Origin of the sequence: Endozoicomonas arenosclerae (assembly GCF_001562015.1) — a bacterium.
Taxonomy (GTDB): Bacteria; Pseudomonadota; Gammaproteobacteria; order Pseudomonadales; family Endozoicomonadaceae; genus Endozoicomonas_A; species Endozoicomonas_A arenosclerae.
Window position 1 is genome coordinate 35,439 of the sequence record NZ_LASA01000002.1, and the last position, 18,799, is coordinate 54,237.

The window sequence follows — 18,799 nt, forward strand, 5'->3', positions numbered from 1 at the left end:
ATAGTCTATTTTTCTATGATTTGATGTTTGAATCGCCAAATATGAGGGTGTTCTCTTGAAAGCTATTCTGACTTCTGCAGGCCTGAGTGCGCTGCTGTTATACGGAGGCATGAGTTATTCTGCTGATCCGGATGCCTATATGCATGCTCTGGCCACAGGCCCTGCCAACAAACAGCTGGTGATCCGGCTGCCTATGCACATTCTGAAGGATTCAGTGTTTTCAGAGCAAAATGGCAAGCTGAGAGGCAAAGCCACCACAGCAGATAAGCCTAACGCTCTGGGAAGTGCTTACGATTGGGAAGTAATAGGGCAGTTCGATGAAGTTTGCCCTTACCATGACCCAGGTAAGGTAGGTACAGACAAAAAAGGCACTAAGGACAAAAAAGATGAGAAAAGGCCAAAACTTCAGAGCCTCCTGGTGCTGAAAGATGGCAGTCTGGTTTACACCTGCGAACGCTCCAATATCATTATCAAGCATCCGAATCAGGGCTCATTACAAACCTCATATCAGATGCCTGAAGTCAACATAGCGCTTAAAAGCCTACTCACTGATGGGTTTGATCGAGGTTCAGAAAAAGCCAACCCTAAAGAAAAAGAGAACTATAACAATGAATACGGGATATCTCTGGCTTATAGTCCAAGCCACAACCTAATCTATGTGGGATTTGAAGATCAGGTCTATATTCTTGATCTGGAGAAAATGCAGCCTACATCCACACAGGAAGACTATTTTTATCCTCTTCAACTCGACAAACAAAATCTAAAGGTTGAGGTGGGTGTTTCAATAATAACCCTTGCCCTCAGCCACTTCGCAGGACAGCCGCTCTACCTCTTTGCCAGTTCAGCGACAAAAGATGAAAAGTTTGCCCCTACTCCCGTAAAAATGATCGCCCTGAGTGCTGACGGCAGAAGTGCTGAACGTATTGAAGAAGCTCCTTTTGCCAAAGCGCTGCAGTTTGCCAGTCTTAACTGGGAAGCCGATGGTACTCCGACTGGTAATGGGCTAAAAGCAGATATCACTTATCTTGCAGCCGAGACGTTACTTGATGTGAACAGTACACTTGTCGCTCATTTGCATCATAATAATATCGGTGTATTTCATGACCCGTATACTGTAAGCACAAATGTACAGGATTGGATCAAGAGTCAGGGAGAAGAGAAGCTATCTCAACTGACCTTTCACCCCGAGAAATATAACCAATTATTCGAAGAATCAAGTCAAGATCAGCTTACTCCACCCATCTTACCCCTGCATAGCCAAATTGTAAGGCTTTATAATTTTGAGGAGAAGCCTGTAAACATGAAGCCAAATTACTACAGTTTGTACGACAGGGTTGTTCAACGGGTATTTGAGAAACAAAAAGATCCAAAGTCTTGGCTCAATAATGATGTCATGTCCGTCTTCAATGGATATCTATATTCAATTCCATGGAAAGATGATGTCAGTTTGAAAATCATGGCGCATCCACTGAGAAGAGAGAAAGGTTGGAATAATGGTAACCAGCCTGAAGTAGCCTGGTCAGAAGCAGCTGAACTCCCTGATATGTTGATTTTTCAGCGCAGTGGCAAGCCCGTGTATGTTCGAAATGAAGACGGCACTTACACGGTTAATGACAGGCAATACAGCAAGAAAGGGCCTTTCCCCCAATGGTGGCCTGGCGGTTCCTATTGGTCTGCTGTCTATATCAGCCCTGCTTCACAGCATTAACGCCTACTAACACCTTATGGTATTATCCATGCCAATGGCTATTTGCTATTGGCATGGTGTTATCCCACACCTTGAGCTAATTAGATTCAGTCTCTTGCCTTACCCTGAAGAGTGTCTGTTTTTTCACAGCAAATAGAAAAATAACGCTGCAGTAGAATAAAAATATGATCTGGATTGTCGCTCTTATTATTCTGGTTATTCTCGGAAACTTCATCTGGCTGCTGCCTCCCAAGTCGGAAAGACGACGTATGAAGCTAAGAAATAAAGCGATTATGTCCGGTCTTACCTGCCGGGAAATAAAAGACAGAGAATCACTACCTGATACCATCGATATTGAGCAGGGTCCCTGGCTCGAATACTCGATAGTTTCTCTCACTGAAGAAGATGACCCGGTTGTTGTTTTGGAAAAATCTGCAAACGAACAATGGCCTGAGCACACGATGGTCAAACCAGCCCTTTTTTCCAAACTGCCTGCTTCTGCAGTCAGAATCACTTTCAGGAATGGCTGTGTCGCCGTGCTCTGGAATGAAGACGGCGAACTGGAAGATGTTCAGGGCATCATGGATTTTCTCGAAAGTGTGGCCACTACTGAAGCAAAGCCTCAGCAGCAGTCATAAACCTTTTCTTACCCGAAATACGGTTCTTAGCCTGCATGAATATAGTGCCTTTCGGCACTATTCGGGTTAAGGTACTGAACTTAAATCAGCCATAAGCGGAAGCTATTTTTTTAAATCCTCCTGGGAAGATTTGAGAAATTTCACAATAAAAAAGCTGAAAATAACCACCACAAGGAAATCAGTTCAGGATCCCCTTATGAGTGAAGTCTGTGTCATCATTGGTGCCAGCCATGCTGCTGCGCAGCTGTCAGCCAGCCTGCGAACCGAAGGCTGGGAAGGCGAAATTCTGGTCATTGGCGACGAAGCCTACCTCCCTTATCACCGCCCACCGCTCTCCAAAACTTTTTTATCCGGCGAGAAAAGCATCGAAGATATTCAGATTCGACCCGCTGCTTTTTATGAAAAACAAAACATTCAGTTTCGTTTGAATACACGGGTTGAGTCGATAGATCGCAATAAGAAAAGTCTGACTCTCGAAGGTGGAGAGATCATCAGCTACAGCAAACTGGCTCTGTGCACAGGCTCAAAACCTCGAGTCCTGCCTCTGGAAGGCAGCCAGCTGCCTGGTGTCCACTACCTTAGAAATGCCGCAGATATTGAAGCGATCCAGAAAGATATAGCACCCGGTAAAAAAGCCGTGATCGTCGGTGGTGGTTATATCGGTCTGGAAACAGCAGCCGCCCTTCGGAAGCTGGGTCTTGAGGTGACCGTACTGGAAATGATGGATCGAGTCCTGCAACGGGTAACCGCCCCTGAGATTTCTGCTTTTTACCACAGAGTCCACACAGAAGAAGGTGTCGACATCAAAACCGGTACGGCCATCAGAGCTATTGAAGGTAATGGTAAAGCAGAAAGGGTGGTTCTCAGTGACCAGAGCCAGTTGGATGCGGATGTGGTCATTATTGGAGCCGGTATAGTTCCTAATACTGAGCTGGCAGAAAAAGCCGGCCTGAAAGTCGATAACGGTATCCTGGTGGATGAACAGGCCAGAACCGAAGATCCTGATATTGTCGCAGCGGGAGATTGCACCAATTTCCCCAACCCTTTGTTGGGTCAGAGAATGCGTCTGGAATCCGTTCCTAATGCCATGGAACAATCCAGAAGTGCTGCGGCCTCTATTTGTGGCAAAGAAAAAGTCTACGCTGCCCAGCCCTGGTTCTGGTCAGACCAGTATGACATGAAGCTGCAAATTGCCGGTCTCAGCCAGGATTATGATCAGGTGGTTATTCGTGGTGACTACGAACAAGGCAGAAGTTTTGTAGCCTGGTATCTGAAGGATGGGAAAGTACTGGCGGCTGACTGTGTCAATCGCGGAAAAGAATTCATGACAGCCAAAAAGCTGATTCAATCCGGTGTTGAGGTGGATGCCAGCAAACTGGCTGATGACACTGTTGACCCTAAAGAGTTACTGCAATAATTCAAAAATGCCCATAGCGAAAGAAAAGCAGTAACTCTTGAGATGGGAATGCCTGCAAAGCAGCCATATGCAATAAAACGAAGAGCTGCAGCATTCCCATGACAAAGCCCAGATAGAGTGAGGATATCCAATGCCAATCATCAATTATGTCACCCATGACGGTAATCAGTTCGAAGCGGAAGTCGAAGTCGGAAAAACTGTCATGGAAGGCGCAACAGAGAATATGATCGATGGTATTCTGGCTGAATGTGGCGGTGCCTGCTCCTGCGCAACCTGTCATTGTTATGTAGATGAAAAATGGGTTCAGGTCGTAGGAAATGCCGACGGCATTGAAAAAGAAATGCTGGAAGTCGTCAACGAACCCAAAGAAAGCAGTCGTTTAAGCTGCCAGATCACTGTTACCGAAGAGATGGATGGCCTTGTTGTTCATCTGCCTGAATCCCAGTACTGATTCAATTGATTTAGGACAGCCTGGGAAAACCCAGACTGTCTTACCCCAATATTCTTTCAGGAAGCGTCCTGCAAGGCCCACTGAGCCGCTCTTTCAGCAATCATCACGCAAGCAGCATTGGTGTTCCCGGATATTTGTGTCGGTATGACAGAAGCGTCAGCCACACGAAGCTTTTTAATACCATGCACTTTTAGTTTCGGACACACCACCGCCTCTGGATCAGCGCCCATTTTGCAGGTTCCCACCGGGTGATAAACACTGATGGCATGGGAGCGAATGTAATCCAGAATCTCGTCATCCGTTTGAACCTGCTTCCCTGGCAAGCTTTCACCTGTAATATGACCTACCACTGGCTGCTGGGCGAAGATCTTACGTTGCCACTTCACAGCCTCAATCATGGCTCTGCGATCATTTTCAGTACTTAAATAGTTGGCCCTGATTTCAGGAGGGCTCAATGGATCCGGATTGATAATATTCACTGAGCCCCGACTCTCCGGCCTGAGCTGGCAAGCCGTCGAAGTAATGGCTGGAGTTTTCGACGGCACGACCTGACCTTTTTCATTGGTCGTTCCGGAAGCCGGGGCAAAGTGAATTTGAAGATCAGGGCGTACCTGATCCGGTGTACTTTTTACAAAGGCCAGGCTATGAGCCGCAGCCATGGAAAGAAATCCCTGCCTTTTCGTGGCATATCGAATGAGCTCACGGATAAAGTTCAAAGGTTTCAGATTGTCATTCGCCGTGCCAATCTCATCAACTTCTGTGACCACATCTACCGTCAGATGATCCTGAAGATTTTGGCCTACCCCCTGAAGGTTCAACTTTGTTTTAACACCGGCTTTTGCCAAGACGGATTCCGGGCCAATACCCGACAGTTGCAGTATTTGTGGACTGTTGATGGCACCGGCACAGAGTATGACTTCCCGCCTGGCAGAAAATATCATCGACCCTCCCTTTCGGGTGCAACGGATGCCTTCAACTTCATGTCCATTTAATTCCAGTTGCTCAACCTGAACTTCTGTTAATACCGTCAGGTTTTTTCTGCTTAACGCCGGTTTCAAGAAGCTTCTTGCACAACTGGCTCTTCGTCCTTTCTCATCAATATTAAACTGGGCATAACCCACGCCAGTCTGCTGCTCGCCGTTAAAATCGTTATTCTCCTGCAGCCCGGCCCTTCTGGCAGACTGACAATACAGCTCTGTCAGGGGATGATGGAAAGAGCCGTCACGGACCGCTAACTCACCATCGGCACCATGAAAGGCGTTGCTTCCCTGACTGTTTCGTTCACTGAGCTTGAAGTAAGGCAAAACGTCGTCGTATGACCATCCGGAACAGTTTTCATTCCACAGATCAAAGTCTTCTTTCTGTCCACGGATATAAATCATGCCATTGATGGCGCTGCACCCTCCCAGCACTTTACCTCTGGGCCAGGATATACGACGTTGAGCCAGTTCCTTCTCAGGTTCTGTAGAGTATCCCCAGTTCAGGGATGGAATGGACATCGCCTGGGTAAATCCCAATGGCAGGTGGATCATGGGATTGGAATCCTTACCACCCGCTTCCACCAGCAAGACCTGAAAGCGTCCACAGGCACTCAGACGATTTGCCAGTACACAGCCCGCACTGCCTCCACCTACAACAATAAAGTCAAACTGCTGCATACTCACTCCACTCTCAACTCACTCGACAACTAACGACTCAGTGCAAACTCACAGGAATCTGATCCCAGGGAATAGCCTGGTCAAATCCGGCAAAGAATTGACTCGCAGCTTTTTGATCACCACTGACACTCAGTGCTTTCAGAGCCACCAGCTGATCGACGGTCCTCATCCCAAGAGTCAGGCCTAACAAGGGCCTTTTGGCAGCCTTAACGGTAAAGTCGACTTTTTCAGGCAGTTTATTGTGGAACTGTACGATCCCTCTCCTCAGCTCAAGCGCATACTTTTCTCCAGAAGGCAGCTCGAAGGCACCAACAATTTCCAGCTCAGCTGTTTTTACGGGATCAACCCTGACCGCCATATGCTGCAAAACAACACTGGCTGGCATAGCAGCCATAACACCACTGGCACGGGTATTCAGAGGTCTTGGTGCCTTGCCTTCCATTTCCAGAGCTGAGCTCAGATAGAAGTTTCTCCAGTTCACATTGATCTGATCGAATGCCAGAGGACGGAAAGCTTTAGCCTTAAGCTGTCTTGCTTCCATATCTTCTTTATCCAGAGTGATCAGATAGCTGGTCACTTCAGCCACCCAGCGGAAATCATCATCAGACAGGGCTTTCTCGGCATTCTTCAGAACCGCGTCTCTACCACCCATAGCTTCAACATAACGCTTTGCTCTCTCTTGAGGAGGCAGCGGATCCAGAGTGGAGGGATCACCGTTAAACCAGCCAAGGTACTGGTTGTAGATCGCTCTTACTGAGTGTTTAACGGTGCCATAAAATTCCTGAAGATCAGGGTTATCACGCAGATGAGGAGGCAGCTGGTCAATTACTGTCACAATTTCATCCGGTGTATAGCCTTTGTTGATGTAGCGAACGGTTTGATCGTGAACGTACTGGATCGCATCGCGATAAGCCGTGAGTGTGCTGGCTACATTTTCTTTTCCGACAATAGCCCGGCCATGACTGCGAACCAGAATTTCAGCCGGGTATTGTCTCAACTGATCAATAGATCTTACCCATTCGACGGGGTCGCGCATTACGTCACCACGAATGGTGTAGATATTCGGAAAGCTCTCTCCCTGCAGTACTTCAGCAGTGTGGAGAATTTTCTTCTCAGGGAACCAGAGCGCAATTTCATCCTTGGCTTCACTGGGCACATGGACCATTTCCACTTCTATACCGGCAATGGTTTCTACACGACGATCATCAACTAAGTCGGTAGGAGGAAGAAAGCGGGTTTCGCCCGTCAATAAAGCAGGACCAATACCGGTATTAACGACCCCCTCTGGGCCCTTATCCAGATAGTTTCCATACATGAAGAAAGCCCGGCTGGCGGTAATGGGTACCAGCATACCGGCCTGTTGTGAAAGGTTTTTGGTCAGATCCTTATGGGCAAAGATACGAACCTTGCCATTAGTAGCGTCTTCCGGATTGATAAAGCCCGGTCCACCATTGATATGGTCACCATGATGATGGGTGTAGACCAGGGCTTTGACTGGAGCATCGGTGATTTTCCGGAACTCGGACATAACTTGTTTGGCAGAGCCTACAGTACTCAGTACATCAACAATGATGACGCCATCTTTGCCTTCGATCATGACACTATTGGCAATGTCATAACCAATCGCCTTGTAAACACCTTCGGCAATCTTATCGACCCGCTGCTCCATGGTTTGTGAGTGAGCAGTCAGTTTGGGATGGACGGTTTTACTGGGCTTATCGTAGGCCAGGTTCTCAGCAGACACTGAACCGGCATAGACAGAGGATGCCAATAGACAACCAACAACAGCTTTGAACTTCTTCATTATTCTTATTAGCTCCGGCTATGTGTGAAGCGAGTCTATCACCGTGAACCTTGTTTTTGGGTTCGATAAAAGGAACAATGAGTTCCAAAATTAGAACAGTTGTTGATTTACAAACCGTCTCACCATGAAACACCTCAATGCCACTGCAATCTTCCAGAAAGTCGCTCAACTGGGCAGTTTCTCCCAGGCAGCCAGTGCCCTGGGTATTGCCAAATCCTCTGTCAGCAGAGCTATTGTTCAGTTAGAAAAAGAATGTGGGGTGGCGCTGCTCTACAGAAACTCAAGGCGTTTCAGCCTGACGGAAGAAGGGGGGCGGTTACTCAGTCACTGCGAGGTCATTGTTTCTGAGTATGAAACGGCCATGGCTGAGATTAATCAGGTAGCCAATCAGGCCAGAGGGCTGGTCAGGGTCAGTATTCCTACTGCTATTGGTCAGACGATGATTGCTCCGGTGTTGCCCAGCTTTCTTGCTCAACATCCAGAGCTTTCCATAGACATGGATCTCAGCCACACGTCCATCAGCCAACTGGAGAGCGGCATTGATCTGGCGATTATTTTTGGTGCATTACCCGACAGTGGAATGGTAGCTACCAAGCTGGCGGATATCTCAGTAATGACTTGTGCATCGCCCGAGTATCTTGCCAAACATGGAACACCTTCCCATCCCGAAGATCTGGTTGAGCATGACTTACTGCTGATGAACCTGCCCAATGTTCAGAAGCAAAGTCACTGGCTTTTTGAAGACAAAGAAGGTCAAAAACATCTTGTGCCTGTTGCTGGAAAGCTGACTTTAAACGACACCATTGCACTGAAAAATGTCATGTTGAATCACGGGGGCATTGTTGCTCTCCCACCCTATGTTATTGCGGAAGAATTAGCCCAGGGACGCGTGATCAGGGTTCTGAAGGGCTACAACCTGCCCAAAACGCCACTGTTTGCTGTTTTTCATGACAGGGCGAGAACGCCACCCAAGGTTCGAATGTTTCTGGACTTCGTGAAAGAGCAGGTCAATCGCTCATTGATCAGCCCTGAGGAAGTGTCATAATCCGGCTTATTCAATGTTTCGATCCACCAGCAGTAGAAAAATCATGGATTATGTAAACGCAGCGGTTCAGATTACCCTCATCTGGACAATAGCCGTCATGACACCGGGCGCCAATGTTATCCTCACAATGAACACTGCACTGACAGGCAATCGTCGATTAGCCCGCTCTGCAGCATTCGTGGTGTCTGCAGCCGTTCTACTCTGGAGCCTGCTCGGAGCCACAGGTTTGCTGGTTATACTCAAAGCTTTCCCCTGGTTGCAGACTTCTCTTAAAGTTCTGGGTGGTTGCTACCTTCTCTGGTTGGGAATCAGCAAGATTATTTCCACCCGCAAAAATGGCCATTCAACCTTTAGTTCCAGCAACCAGCCTCAGTCTCTTAACAGCAGAAAACTCTTCACTCTGTCCTTTGTGACCAGCCTGCTGAACCCAAAAACCGGACTTTTCGTCATCAGTCTTTTCTCTGTTGTGATCAAGGGGACGGTCACCTGGCCTTTTGTCTTTATGGCTATGTCCATTATGGGGGTGATCACTTTGCTCTGGCACCTGTTCCTTTCTTTTGCCTTTTCCAGGGCCAGAGCCCAGAAGGCTTACCAGAAAGTATCGAATATTTTTGACTACTTTACGGGTGGACTGTTCACACTGTTTGGAGCCAAGATGCTGGCTTCTGGTTAACGCCATATCAATGAATGAATAGGCTGTTAATCTGATGTTTAGGGTTCGCCGGACATAATTGTGACGTTTATCCTGGAACGGATATCAAAACTATTTCGTAGAAAACAACGCAGAGCGCCCTTCAATTGTCAGGCTCTGCAAGGTAGTCACAGATGTCAGACAAACTGCTTTCCTTCCCTCAGGTGCTTACCCGGGTTTCCAGAAGATCCACGCAAGAAAAGGATTTTCCAAGGCCTATCAAACTGCCTTTCAGCAATAACGCCTATTGGTTCAAATCGGATATTGAAAGCTGGATGATAAAGCAGCTGCCTATAGCGAAATAGTCGCTCAATACATTTCCCGAGAGGGTGTCTGCCACCCTCTTTATTTGCGGTACATACCCCCATTCTTTTTCGTCAGACTGTTTTTTTCGAAGTATATCTACTCAGTTTGGTGAAAGCAGATTCTAATCAGCAAACGGCAAGTTCTTACAGTATTGCCTTTCCGGAGTCGGCACTATGACGGCATCAAATCTGGAGGCAATATCATGCTGATGACTCTTCAAAACCTGCTTGGCCAATCACCCGAATGGATGGCTCTTCTGGTCCTGATTGCAGCAGTCCTCCCTCTGATTCTGTTGCCCGCAGTTTTTCTGGGTCTTCTGGGTGCCAGACAAAAGAATAAAGTCAGGGCCTATCTCCGTTTCATGTATCTTTTTCTACCCTGGCTGCCATTTGCAGCGCTGGCGGGCCTGTACATGATGAGTGTTGCCAACATCACTCTCGGATTGATTACAGGCTTGGCGTTTGTGGCTGTTCGCCTCTATTTTGTCTTTGCCAATGCCAGTAACAATGGCTTGAACGCCAGCCTGCGAGTAGCTTGACTGCCAGAGATTACAGGGAACTTTCTGATATCAGTCAGATCTAACTAAGGATTGATCGATCACTGATATCAGGAAGAAGCGGCATGGACAGCCTGACCTTAATTGCCATACAACCCGGCTTATCTGCAGAACAAAAAGAGCAGGGGTCACAGCAATATGAAGATTTCCCCAGGATTTCTTCGAGCGTAAAACCAATCCTGAAAAACGCATCCTCTTCAACAAATAACCCTCAAGCGACATCAAGCCGTAAGATCACTATTCGAGAGCCTACTCCTGAAGAGCTGTATTCAACCTCAAAACCTGAATCATCCGAATATACGCCTGAACGCCTTCAGCAAGAGTTGGGACTGAATCTGGAAAGACATCCCAGTATTTCTGTTGAACAGATATTTAAAGAAACGATTGAAGGTCTGGACTGTCCAGCTTCACTCCTGGTGGTTTTCTTTTGGGGTGAAGCTAATCAAATTGCACCCGGACTTTTGAGTCAATGTGAATCAAAAATAGCCAATGCCCTTTGCTCAGACCTCCTGAGCTGGATATACCCATTAATTCCTGCGTCAGGTGATAAACACTTCAAAAGTATCGAATTCACCAAACGGCATTGCGTTCATGAACTCCAGAAGTTACCACCGGACAGCCAGGAAGCTTGCTGTGAAAAGAAAGCCTCCAAAGTTGAGCGTTTTTTGAGGAAGCAGATCGATAGGACCATTAGGGATTACTCGACACTGTCATTACAGCAGGAACTCAGGAATGGCTTTGCTGAATGCTGTCGATACCTGCCCCTTTATGGAAAAGACCCCAAAGTATTTATTCAGGAACTGATGCAACACCGTCTGGATTCAAAAGAACTTCTAGAACAGTTCATTCAAGGAGCAGAAGAATATATTTCCCCCGTATTAACCTCTCCGCCCCCATCACGAGAAGATCTGGACTCACCCGACCTTGCCTTTAAACCCAAGAGGCCACCACAGGACTGATCAGACCTTGCTGACTCTTCGCTCATAGAGGGTGAATGATTCGGCACGTACCTCCATGACATCCTCCCAGAGAGGATTGACCGGTACATAATATTTGCAATCCTTTAACTCTTTTAGCAACGCTTTCAGCTGTTGTTTGTTCTCTACCATATAGAATGTATCTGTCAGACAACCCACTGCAACAGGCACAATAACCGTCATCGGGAAGTTCGTTTTCAAGTCAGTTACCGGGTTCTGGTTATCAGCACCATGATGGAAGAGAGGGTTCTTGTCCGGGTGTCGGTTTACTGCCCTGTTCAGCATCCTCAGATACTGCCTTTCACGCATCGTCATGTTGCCATACTGTTGATCCATATCTTTCAGGAACACTTTCCTGTTAGCAGCGCCCTCCTCCAAAATGGCATAACTCGGCGTAGTTTCTCCCGCAGAAGAGCCTCTTCTGCCTTTCTCCAGATAAACCTGTAAACGGTGCTGAACCACTTCATGGCTGACCATAGGGATCGGCACTTTATCCTCCCCTCCCAGATCAACCTTTTCAAAGGGGAAGAACAGAAAGCTGAGATCATAATCAGGCATAAGATCGATCACATAGAAAGGTACAAACTCATCACCTTCCTTAATCTCAACCAGAAAGTCCCCTTCCTCATTACACGTTGCCCTGAACTGATAATCCTCTGATTGGCTTTCTGGTCTGGCAGTAAAGAAAAGCTCCCGGTCACTGCTCCAGTTCAGATTCTCCAAAACAGCCTGATTACTGTTGCCAAAATAGAGTTCTGATAATTCCCGGATTCTCTCCCTCGTTACCACCAGCGGTACAGCTTCTCGCTTGATCAAGTCTGCATAGCCCTGGAAGTTGGCAATGGTTTTCTCTGTGTCCCCAAACAGCTTGCTCAGTCTTTGCAAAAGAGGCATGACCGCAGCATGAGGGCCCCAGTTTGCAGATTTGAGCTTATAAATAAGGCTCTTGGACTTTTTCTTTGAGAGCGCCAAAGTAGTCGCAATTCGTTCAAAGGGGCGTATCCCCAAAATGGCTTTATCCCATTTCAATCTTTTGGCAAGGCTCAGCAAATGCTCCGCTGGAATACCCTGTTTAGGATGTGACATCACCGCCTCAAAGCCGCAAACAGTGGGAAGATCTTTTCTATGATCAGATGCATCAGGCGGTGTAGGAGACTTTCTAAAAATTTTTGGTGCTGGAGCAGACCCTCTTCTCAAAAGCGACCTGGGCGAACTCAGAAAACGCTTTAGCTCTCCATCTTCAGAGGTTTGAGACTGAATAGACCCTCTTCTTGTTGATGACTGACTCACCGGTCTCAACGGGACTTTCCAATACTCACCCTGAGGCAGGGTTGATGAAGAAGGAATATCAGGTAAGTCAGAGCTCCTGCGTCTGGGATCATGAATAACAACCTCAGGGCCAGACATTCTCCTCCTGTCGTCATAAAACCCATGAGCACTACTGTCACTGGAGTCACTGTTCTGTCTGGAAACGACAATTAAAGGGCTTGGCATGTCGGGCTGGGTATTGGATCGCCTTCTGCTAAGAGGGGTTCCTGGTGCTGAACTGGAGGGAGGCACATGAAGGGTCAACGGGCACAGTCTTTCTGTGGATTTTGATCTCGTTACTCGAGGTCCTGAATCCTGACCATCCTTCGCTTCCAGATCCGCTTTCTGGAATGAGGGGAGCTTTAAAGAGTCTCCTGTCCTGTTCAAATTAAGGCCTCCCTGCCTGATGAATACCAGCCCTTAGGCTGGTATTCATCTTTGACAACGATATTAAGCTGCAGCTGATGCGAGCTTTGTGGTTGCCGTCTTAATCCCATCCTGCAGGGTCTGCTTATCCATTCGGATAGAAGCCTGATCAGTATCCCACTTACCCGATTTTCTCTCTGACAACGGTGTACTCTCTTCCGGTGCAAGCAAACTGATACCCGTTTTCATGACAAGATCTACAGGAATCAAAGCCACACAGACTGCTGCAATACCAAACCAACAAGCAGCTTTGGCAGTGTACTTTGCCGCAGTAGCAATGTTGCTGTGAACAGCAGCTCTGTCTGCTTCATAGGATTTACCATGACCCATTGCTGAGTAAAGTCCTTGTACGTCCATAATCCACTTCCTTTTGTGTGTTAGCTCCTTCACTCTAAATGAGGGAGCATGGAGAATGGATAACAAAACAGACAGTACCCCTGACTAACAGGATTCAGCCCTTAAAGGCGTTTTTGTTTTAAGTGGCCACTTAAAGAAAATAATCACATTACCCAAAGCAACCAAAACGAAACCCACAACGGCCAGACTGCTCCATTGATAGCCTTCAAAGAAGGTAGATAAGGTCAACGCCACAGCAGGGAACATAACTGTGGCATAAGCCGCTCTGTCTGCCCCAATTCTGCTCACCAACAACAGATAAGTAGTAAAAACTATCACTGAACCCGGTATGGCCAGGTATAAAAGTGCCGCTATATATTCAGTCCGCCCGTCGAGAACAAAGGGAATCCCCTGAAGTAGCGTCACCAGTGTTAAGATACAAGTACCGTAAAACATGCCCCAGGCATTGGTACTTGGCGGCTTGAGCCCCTTGTTCTGATGGCGAATGGAAATCATATTGCCCAGGGAAAAGAAAACCGTACCCAGCATGGCCAGCAGAACGCCCTTCAAAGTCTCCTGCCAGTTACCGTCCGATGAAAACTCAGGCCAGAACATGGCGGTAATCCCGATCAGACCCACAAAAGAGCCTGCAACGACTTTGAAACTGGGTTTTTTCTTATAAAACAACCAGTTGGCCACGCAGTTAGTCACTGTAGCGACCGAAAAAACCACAGAACTCAAGCCACTGTTGATGTACTGAATGGATGAATAAAAGCAATAGAAGTTAAAGCAGAACAGGCAGCAACCCTGCAGCAAGGTATAGAAATGATCTTTTCGATCCAGCTTCTGCAGTTTTCGAGTCAGGCTTAAAATCGCAAATAGCAGCAACCCGGCAATAGCGAACCGGTAAATAATTGATACCGGAACAGGCACTTCACCCAGCTGAAAGGTAATGGCTATCCAGGTTGAACCCCAGATCATTACGGTCAGGGCATATAACGCGACATTGTACATTGGCTATCTCTCAGGCAGCTATGGCCCGTACTTCGTTCTTGTTTTTGGAGGGCAAGAGAAGCAATTCTAGTCTAATTCCATCAGGAGTCTATCGATATCATGCTCACCAGATAGAATCCGGATAACAATAGCCGTGCTTGGGGTTTCGGCCCTCAACAGGCCTGCTGAGGACAGTCTCATCCGAATAATCCCAGGACCAGCATTCACCACATCTCAGCTTACCATTGCAGTTATTGATGGCAGACGTGCAGTTCTGCATAGAGGGCAGACTCGATCGGGTAATGTTTCTGCCTTTCTTAATGTCGGTGCTGCTCCATCCACACCTGGTTTTCTGGCAACGGCATATCAGCTTCCCGTTAGCCAACCGGCAGTCATTACACCGATTCGTTAATCCATGAAATTCCAGAAGCTCATGCAGTGAACAGAACAGCAAACCACCGGCATAGAGCACCCTATCTGGCTCCTCACAGCTCGCCAACGGCAGGGACACTTTATAATAGGAATCCCAGACCCATCCGCCGATCTTGCAGCGACAATCAAGAACGCCATCCTCAACCCTGCATTCAGAGCAATATCGCAGGTAATCACCTTTGGGAAGACCTTCTATGGGCTCTATGGGTTCAGAAGTGTCTTCCTCAATAACTTCTTCAGGTTCAGGGACAAGGCTCAAGTCAGTTTCACAAAACAAAACCCCTCGCCTGACAGAAACGGTATCCAGAGTACATAAAGACAGATCCAGGGAGCGATTGTAGAACTTATTGTCCGGCGCTTCACAGGAACAACTCAGGCGGCCGTCATCAATGCGACAGTCCTTACAATCTTTCTGATAATTCCCTTTGGGCCAGTCAGAACTGGAAAAAGGTATTTCCAGCATGGCCCAGCCGAAAGACGTATATGCACAAAGCAGGAACAATAAGTAACGCATGATCGATCCCTGATCATTTTTTAATAAATAACATCCTTCTAATTCAGTCTACGCCAAACTCAGCGATGTCTGTTAACCACACCCAAATCCGTACATTTGTGAAGCCACATAGATACAGGCATCGGCCAATCAGTAGCTGACCTCAACCAAAGCCTGAGCATTAAACGATGATCAGATTTATTCCCACCACTGAAATCTGAAAATGCTGTTCGGCCATGAAGCCATGTATGGTTATTCCATATCGCCAAATCTCCACGCTGAAGTTTGATCTGGTAACGTATTTCCGGATGCCTGCAGGCTTTTTCGAAACAGGCTAAAGCATGAAGTTCTTCTGTACTAAAGGCCCAACCCATAACCTCTGCAGCAAAGTCGATAAATGCACGAACATAATAGGCACTCATAAAGCCATTCTCGACTGCCAATACCGGGACCTGACAACCACTAATGCTGTATTTCTCCAAGGGCAGCCCCATATGAAAGCCTTTCGCCAGCACAGACAAAACCTCTGGATGATGCGTCAGCAGGTAATGATGGATAGAGTGAACACTGGCAAAAAGACTCTCCCCTCCCTGTAAAGCTGGTCTGACACATAGAAGACATACCACATCACCTCTATCTGTGTGCAAGGGCAGTTCTTTTTCTGGCTGGTAGCCTCTTAGATCGTCACCTTCCTCATAAGCATTTTCTACGCGCCCCAATAAATCACCGTTAAAGTTTTGGGGCAATGGTCTGCCGATCCAGCTACCTATAGACCACATCATAAAATTCCGTTCTCTCGGAGTGAGTCTATCCAGAGGTATTTGTCGTAGAATGAGCAGTCCACTCTCTGAGTTGAGAATATGTTTACACTGACTGACCAACTCTGAAAGCTCTGCAGGTTCAGGCAAGAACAGTCTTTCATTATTGATAAGGAATGATTTCAAGGCTGCTTTCACAAGCTGCTCCAGACACATCACTTGCTCTTCACTCAGCTTGATCACACTTGAGTCTACTCGACTCATCTGGCCTTTCATCCAACAAGTGGAATGATCATCTTTCATGGGACATATCACAGTCAGTACAACCAGAAAAAACTGGCCAGAGCATAGACAATGGATCAGTACAATGCCGAAAGTTCAGCCTCATTCAGGATGAAACGACATTTCCTTCCTATACTCATTCGCTCATGCCTAACTCGAATGAGATAAAAGATATGTCACTCTGGTTTGCTCATGTTCCTAACAGATTCCCCCTGTTACTCATGATTTTGTTCGCTCAAAATCATCTGATGGCCAAGACACCAGAAACAATGAGCCTAGAGTGGAAAGAGCTAAAATTGCCATCCTGTATGATGATTAACCCAGAGCTCGAGTTTGAGTGGGCAGCACAAAATGAAGAACGATGTCAGGGAGTATATGGCGAAGGTCATATTTCCAGAGTTCCAGGGATAACTCTTCTCTCAACCATACTCTGGGAGCAGCCTGGAAACAGGCATGATCAGTTCTGTATGAAACACCATGGAAGCGCTTCTGCTATCTGTGAAGATCATGATTGCGTGTGCCTCTGTGCCTTCAGAGACCAAAAGAAGCAATTTCTGTTAGGACAAGAAATAAGAAACGATAGTGGACGTTTATACTGTCAGTCTGCACAACATACATCCGTCGATTATTTATTAGCTTACTGCAGCGAAGATCAGCCGCTGACCATGTTAGAAGCCTTCGAACACAAAGACCCCATAGACTATGTCAATCTGGCTGGAAGTGCCCTTCTTCTATCTTCATTACTCTATATGTCTGCCAATATAATGGTCAGTTACTTCATTCAGACAGATCTTCTTAGTTTTTTGATTGGACTTGGCTATGTTGTCTATCTTCGTGACCCCAAACTGCTTGCAATGGCCTTCAGGAAAAGCTGACTCTCTTCATCTTTGTTAGAGGAACAACTCATCAAGTCTATAAACTTGTTCAGCAGATCTTCCAGCGAGAGCAATTTCCAGCATCTTACTGGCTAACTGTCTATCTGAAATAGGTCTGAACTTCCGCAAACCAGGAAGCCTGCACAGTAAAGGCAATAATTTGGCACCTAGCTCTTCAGCAAATCGATGCTCTTTTCTCTCACCCATCAGTAATGAGGGCTGAAAAATACTGATGCACTGAAAAGATAGCGCCTTCACTCTATCTTCAAGCTCGCCTTTCATTTTCAAGTAAGAAGAGAAGCTCTTGGGATTCGCACCACTAGAGCTGATCAACAAATAATGGGGAATACTATTGCTTGCAGCAATACGGGCAGCTTCCAACTGATACTCAAAGTCGATTTTTCTCTGGGCAGAGAGGGAGCCGGCCTTCTTTTTGGTTGTGCCAAGGCAGGAAAAGAACAGATCGCCTTTGATCAGGTGCCTATATTGATCCAGATGCTGAAAGTCGACAATATGGCTTTCAAGCTTTGCAGAATTCAAAGGTAATTCTCTACGACTGAGACTGATTACTTTTTCAATCTCACTGGACTCCAGGAGCTGTCTTAGCAGTTCGGAGCCAATCAGGCCTGTGGCACCAATGATCACAGCAGTTTTAGACATACTTTTCTCCGCTAGTGTTTAAAGCTTTTTCTTATGGGGTGAATAATATAACGGATTTTCGTTGGATGCTGGAAAGCTGGAAAGCTGGAAAGCTGGAAAGCTGGAAAGCTGGAAAGCTGGAAAGCTGGAAAGCTGGAAAGCTGGAAAGCTGGAAAGCTGGAAAGCTGGAAAGCTGGAAAGCTGGACAGTCAGTATTTATTGAGCTGGAATTCTGTCAAGTTTCTGTCTTAGGATTTGTCTCAAAATAAGTTCCAGATTTACACAGGATTCCGTTCACCCTGAGCTTGTCGAAGGGTTCTGACAGGCTCAGCCCGAACGGGTTTTGAGAGGGTTTCAATAGGGAAGTTAATTTCAGACAAGTCCTTAAGAACCCCATCGAGTTTCGACTGGGAATGCCTGGCTGCTGACCGATCTTGTTCTGAATGTGCTGATAGCAGGCCTCGTGAACGAGGCCCGATGTGTCGTTTGATGAACTACGTCCTGTAGTTCATCCTGCGGGCGCACTGGTCGATGAAAGCTCCTGCAACTCGACATACCTCACATCCCTGTGCATAAAAGTGCGTCCAAATTTGATCCGGTCAAATTTGTCACTTCCCAGTTCGGGCCCGAACGCGGTGTGAACGACAGTCATCGTCGATGCGTGTGGGGTTCTCTGTGAGAGTCCAATCAAAAGGCGTATAAATAAAAAACCCCGGCAGCAACGCTGTCGGGGTTTTTATATTTAGTGCCTGGCGATGACCTACTCTCACATGGGGAAGCCCCACACTACCATCGGCGATGTATCGTTTCACTTCCGAGTTCGGGATGGGATCGGGTGGTTCCAACACTCTATGGTCACCAGGCAAAACTGGTTTGAAGTTGAGATGTTAATCTCAGCTTCTGGAATCCGTTTTTAACTTAAGCTGTTTGAGTTGCTTCTTGCTGCGCACTCTCGCCGTGTATGGCTAAATCGCTTTGGCGTTATATGGTCAAGCCTCTCGAGTCATTAGTACTGGTTAGCTCAACG

General features: G+C 46.9%; 19 protein-coding genes and 1 rRNA gene. 11 read left to right on the forward strand and 9 right to left on the reverse strand.

Annotated elements, in window-relative coordinates:
* Positions 1 to 55 precede the first annotated feature (55 nt).
* The 4 genes from WG89_RS00295 to WG89_RS00310 all read left to right on the forward strand — a co-directional run bounded on the left by WG89_RS00295 (position 56) and on the right by WG89_RS00310 (position 4,193).
* Positions 56 to 1,708, forward strand: a complete 1,653-nt coding sequence (locus WG89_RS00295) for a hypothetical protein (RefSeq protein ID WP_062260030.1) — start codon at positions 56 to 58, stop codon at positions 1,706 to 1,708.
* Between the two features lie 164 nt (positions 1,709 to 1,872).
* Positions 1,873 to 2,325: a hypothetical protein gene (locus WG89_RS00300; RefSeq protein ID WP_062260032.1), complete on the forward strand. Its 453-nt coding sequence runs from the start codon at positions 1,873 to 1,875 to the stop codon at positions 2,323 to 2,325.
* Positions 2,326 to 2,521: 196 nt separating this feature from the next.
* Positions 2,522 to 3,742, forward strand: a complete 1,221-nt coding sequence (locus WG89_RS00305; protein ID WP_062260034.1) for an NAD(P)/FAD-dependent oxidoreductase — start codon at positions 2,522 to 2,524, stop codon at positions 3,740 to 3,742.
* Between the two features lie 130 nt (positions 3,743 to 3,872).
* The gene (locus WG89_RS00310) at positions 3,873 to 4,193 is read left to right on the forward strand and encodes a 2Fe-2S iron-sulfur cluster-binding protein (RefSeq protein WP_062260036.1); all 321 of its coding nucleotides are present in this window, start codon (positions 3,873 to 3,875) and stop codon (positions 4,191 to 4,193) included.
* A gap of 56 nt (positions 4,194 to 4,249) precedes the next feature.
* Here WG89_RS00310 and WG89_RS00315 read toward each other — a convergent pair whose 3' ends face one another.
* A complete protein-coding gene (locus WG89_RS00315; protein WP_079253581.1) occupies positions 4,250 to 5,851 on the reverse strand; it encodes a GMC family oxidoreductase in 1,602 nt (533 codons plus the stop codon).
* A gap of 37 nt (positions 5,852 to 5,888) precedes the next feature.
* Positions 5,889 to 7,655 (reverse strand): alkyl/aryl-sulfatase, encoded by a 1,767-nt coding sequence (locus tag WG89_RS00320; protein ID WP_062260038.1) that lies wholly within the window; start codon positions 7,653 to 7,655, stop codon positions 5,889 to 5,891.
* Between the two features lie 124 nt (positions 7,656 to 7,779).
* On the opposite strand from WG89_RS00320, the gene WG89_RS00325 reads away from it, so the two are divergent.
* The 5 genes from WG89_RS00325 to WG89_RS00340 all read left to right on the forward strand — a co-directional run bounded on the left by WG89_RS00325 (position 7,780) and on the right by WG89_RS00340 (position 11,212).
* Positions 7,780 to 8,700 carry a LysR family transcriptional regulator gene (locus WG89_RS00325; protein ID WP_062260040.1) on the forward strand — a complete coding sequence of 307 codons (921 nt, stop codon included), beginning with the start codon at positions 7,780 to 7,782 and terminating at the stop codon, positions 8,698 to 8,700.
* A gap of 43 nt (positions 8,701 to 8,743) precedes the next feature.
* Positions 8,744 to 9,373 (forward strand): LysE family translocator, encoded by a 630-nt coding sequence (locus WG89_RS00330; protein WP_062260064.1) that lies wholly within the window; start codon positions 8,744 to 8,746, stop codon positions 9,371 to 9,373.
* Positions 9,374 to 9,525: 152 nt separating this feature from the next.
* The gene (locus WG89_RS30025; protein ID WP_153301327.1) at positions 9,526 to 9,696 is read left to right on the forward strand and encodes a helix-turn-helix transcriptional regulator; all 171 of its coding nucleotides are present in this window, start codon (positions 9,526 to 9,528) and stop codon (positions 9,694 to 9,696) included.
* Between the two features lie 203 nt (positions 9,697 to 9,899).
* Complete coding sequence (locus WG89_RS00335; RefSeq protein ID WP_062260043.1) at positions 9,900 to 10,235, forward strand: hypothetical protein; 336 nt, start codon at positions 9,900 to 9,902, stop codon at positions 10,233 to 10,235.
* A gap of 83 nt (positions 10,236 to 10,318) precedes the next feature.
* On the forward strand, positions 10,319 to 11,212 hold the full coding sequence (locus WG89_RS00340; protein WP_062260045.1) for a hypothetical protein: 894 nt from the start codon (positions 10,319 to 10,321) through the stop codon (positions 11,210 to 11,212).
* On the opposite strand, the gene WG89_RS00345 is transcribed toward WG89_RS00340, so the two are convergent.
* From WG89_RS00345 to WG89_RS00365, 5 genes are all read right to left on the reverse strand, one after another.
* Positions 11,213 to 12,925 carry an anthrax toxin-like adenylyl cyclase domain-containing protein gene (locus WG89_RS00345; RefSeq protein ID WP_153301328.1) on the reverse strand — a complete coding sequence of 571 codons (1,713 nt, stop codon included), beginning with the start codon at positions 12,923 to 12,925 and terminating at the stop codon, positions 11,213 to 11,215.
* A 63-nt stretch (positions 12,926 to 12,988) separates the two neighbouring features.
* On the reverse strand, positions 12,989 to 13,321 hold the full coding sequence (locus WG89_RS00350) for a hypothetical protein (protein WP_062260049.1): 333 nt from the start codon (positions 13,319 to 13,321) through the stop codon (positions 12,989 to 12,991).
* A gap of 84 nt (positions 13,322 to 13,405) precedes the next feature.
* Positions 13,406 to 14,314, reverse strand: a complete 909-nt coding sequence (locus tag WG89_RS00355; RefSeq protein ID WP_062260050.1) for a DMT family transporter — start codon at positions 14,312 to 14,314, stop codon at positions 13,406 to 13,408.
* 103 nt (positions 14,315 to 14,417) lie between these two features.
* Positions 14,418 to 15,239 (reverse strand): hypothetical protein, encoded by an 822-nt coding sequence (locus WG89_RS00360; RefSeq protein ID WP_062260052.1) that lies wholly within the window; start codon positions 15,237 to 15,239, stop codon positions 14,418 to 14,420.
* A 59-nt stretch (positions 15,240 to 15,298) separates the two neighbouring features.
* Positions 15,299 to 16,240, reverse strand: a complete 942-nt coding sequence (locus WG89_RS00365; protein ID WP_172806658.1) for a TauD/TfdA family dioxygenase — start codon at positions 16,238 to 16,240, stop codon at positions 15,299 to 15,301.
* Positions 16,241 to 16,431: 191 nt separating this feature from the next.
* Here WG89_RS00365 and WG89_RS00370 point away from each other — a divergent pair, with 191 nt between their 5' ends.
* Complete coding sequence (locus tag WG89_RS00370; protein WP_153301329.1) at positions 16,432 to 17,133, forward strand: hypothetical protein; 702 nt, start codon at positions 16,432 to 16,434, stop codon at positions 17,131 to 17,133.
* 15 nt (positions 17,134 to 17,148) lie between these two features.
* On the opposite strand, the gene WG89_RS00375 is transcribed toward WG89_RS00370, so the two are convergent.
* Positions 17,149 to 17,793 carry an NAD(P)H-binding protein gene (locus WG89_RS00375; RefSeq protein WP_062260056.1) on the reverse strand — a complete coding sequence of 215 codons (645 nt, stop codon included), beginning with the start codon at positions 17,791 to 17,793 and terminating at the stop codon, positions 17,149 to 17,151.
* Positions 17,794 to 17,854: 61 nt separating this feature from the next.
* Between WG89_RS00375 and WG89_RS00380 the strand changes: the two genes are divergently transcribed.
* Positions 17,855 to 17,995 carry a hypothetical protein gene (locus tag WG89_RS00380; protein ID WP_153301330.1) on the forward strand — a complete coding sequence of 47 codons (141 nt, stop codon included), beginning with the start codon at positions 17,855 to 17,857 and terminating at the stop codon, positions 17,993 to 17,995.
* A gap of 524 nt (positions 17,996 to 18,519) precedes the next feature.
* Here the strand turns inward: WG89_RS00380 and rrf are convergent.
* Positions 18,520 to 18,635: ribosomal RNA gene (rrf, locus tag WG89_RS00385) — 5S ribosomal RNA — on the reverse strand.
* Positions 18,636 to 18,799 lie beyond the last annotated feature (164 nt).

Excerpts from the sequence above, each read along its gene's own strand:
- WG89_RS00300 (WP_062260032.1), top strand. The coding sequence starts at position 1,873 with ATGATCTGGATTGTCGCTCTTATTATTCTGGTTATTCTCGGAAACTTC.
- WG89_RS00305 (WP_062260034.1), top strand. The coding sequence starts at position 2,522 with ATGAGTGAAGTCTGTGTCATCATTGGTGCCAGCCATGCTGCTGCGCAG.
- WG89_RS00310 (WP_062260036.1), top strand. The coding sequence starts at position 3,873 with ATGCCAATCATCAATTATGTCACCCATGACGGTAATCAGTTCGAAGCG.
- WG89_RS00315 (WP_079253581.1), bottom strand. The coding sequence starts at position 5,851 with ATGCAGCAGTTTGACTTTATTGTTGTAGGTGGAGGCAGTGCGGGCTGT.
- WG89_RS00320 (WP_062260038.1), bottom strand. The coding sequence starts at position 7,655 with ATGAAGAAGTTCAAAGCTGTTGTTGGTTGTCTATTGGCATCCTCTGTC.
- WG89_RS00325 (WP_062260040.1), top strand. The coding sequence starts at position 7,780 with ATGAAACACCTCAATGCCACTGCAATCTTCCAGAAAGTCGCTCAACTG.
- WG89_RS00330 (WP_062260064.1), top strand. The coding sequence starts at position 8,744 with ATGGATTATGTAAACGCAGCGGTTCAGATTACCCTCATCTGGACAATA.
- WG89_RS30025 (WP_153301327.1), top strand. The coding sequence starts at position 9,526 with ATGTCAGACAAACTGCTTTCCTTCCCTCAGGTGCTTACCCGGGTTTCC.
- WG89_RS00335 (WP_062260043.1), top strand. The coding sequence starts at position 9,900 with ATGCTGATGACTCTTCAAAACCTGCTTGGCCAATCACCCGAATGGATG.
- WG89_RS00340 (WP_062260045.1), top strand. The coding sequence starts at position 10,319 with ATGGACAGCCTGACCTTAATTGCCATACAACCCGGCTTATCTGCAGAA.
- WG89_RS00350 (WP_062260049.1), bottom strand. The coding sequence starts at position 13,321 with ATGGACGTACAAGGACTTTACTCAGCAATGGGTCATGGTAAATCCTAT.
- WG89_RS00355 (WP_062260050.1), bottom strand. The coding sequence starts at position 14,314 with ATGTACAATGTCGCGTTATATGCCCTGACCGTAATGATCTGGGGTTCA.
- WG89_RS00360 (WP_062260052.1), bottom strand. The coding sequence starts at position 15,239 with ATGCGTTACTTATTGTTCCTGCTTTGTGCATATACGTCTTTCGGCTGG.
- WG89_RS00365 (WP_172806658.1), bottom strand. The coding sequence starts at position 16,240 with ATGAGTCGAGTAGACTCAAGTGTGATCAAGCTGAGTGAAGAGCAAGTG.
- WG89_RS00370 (WP_153301329.1), top strand. The coding sequence starts at position 16,432 with ATGTCACTCTGGTTTGCTCATGTTCCTAACAGATTCCCCCTGTTACTC.
- WG89_RS00375 (WP_062260056.1), bottom strand. The coding sequence starts at position 17,793 with ATGTCTAAAACTGCTGTGATCATTGGTGCCACAGGCCTGATTGGCTCC.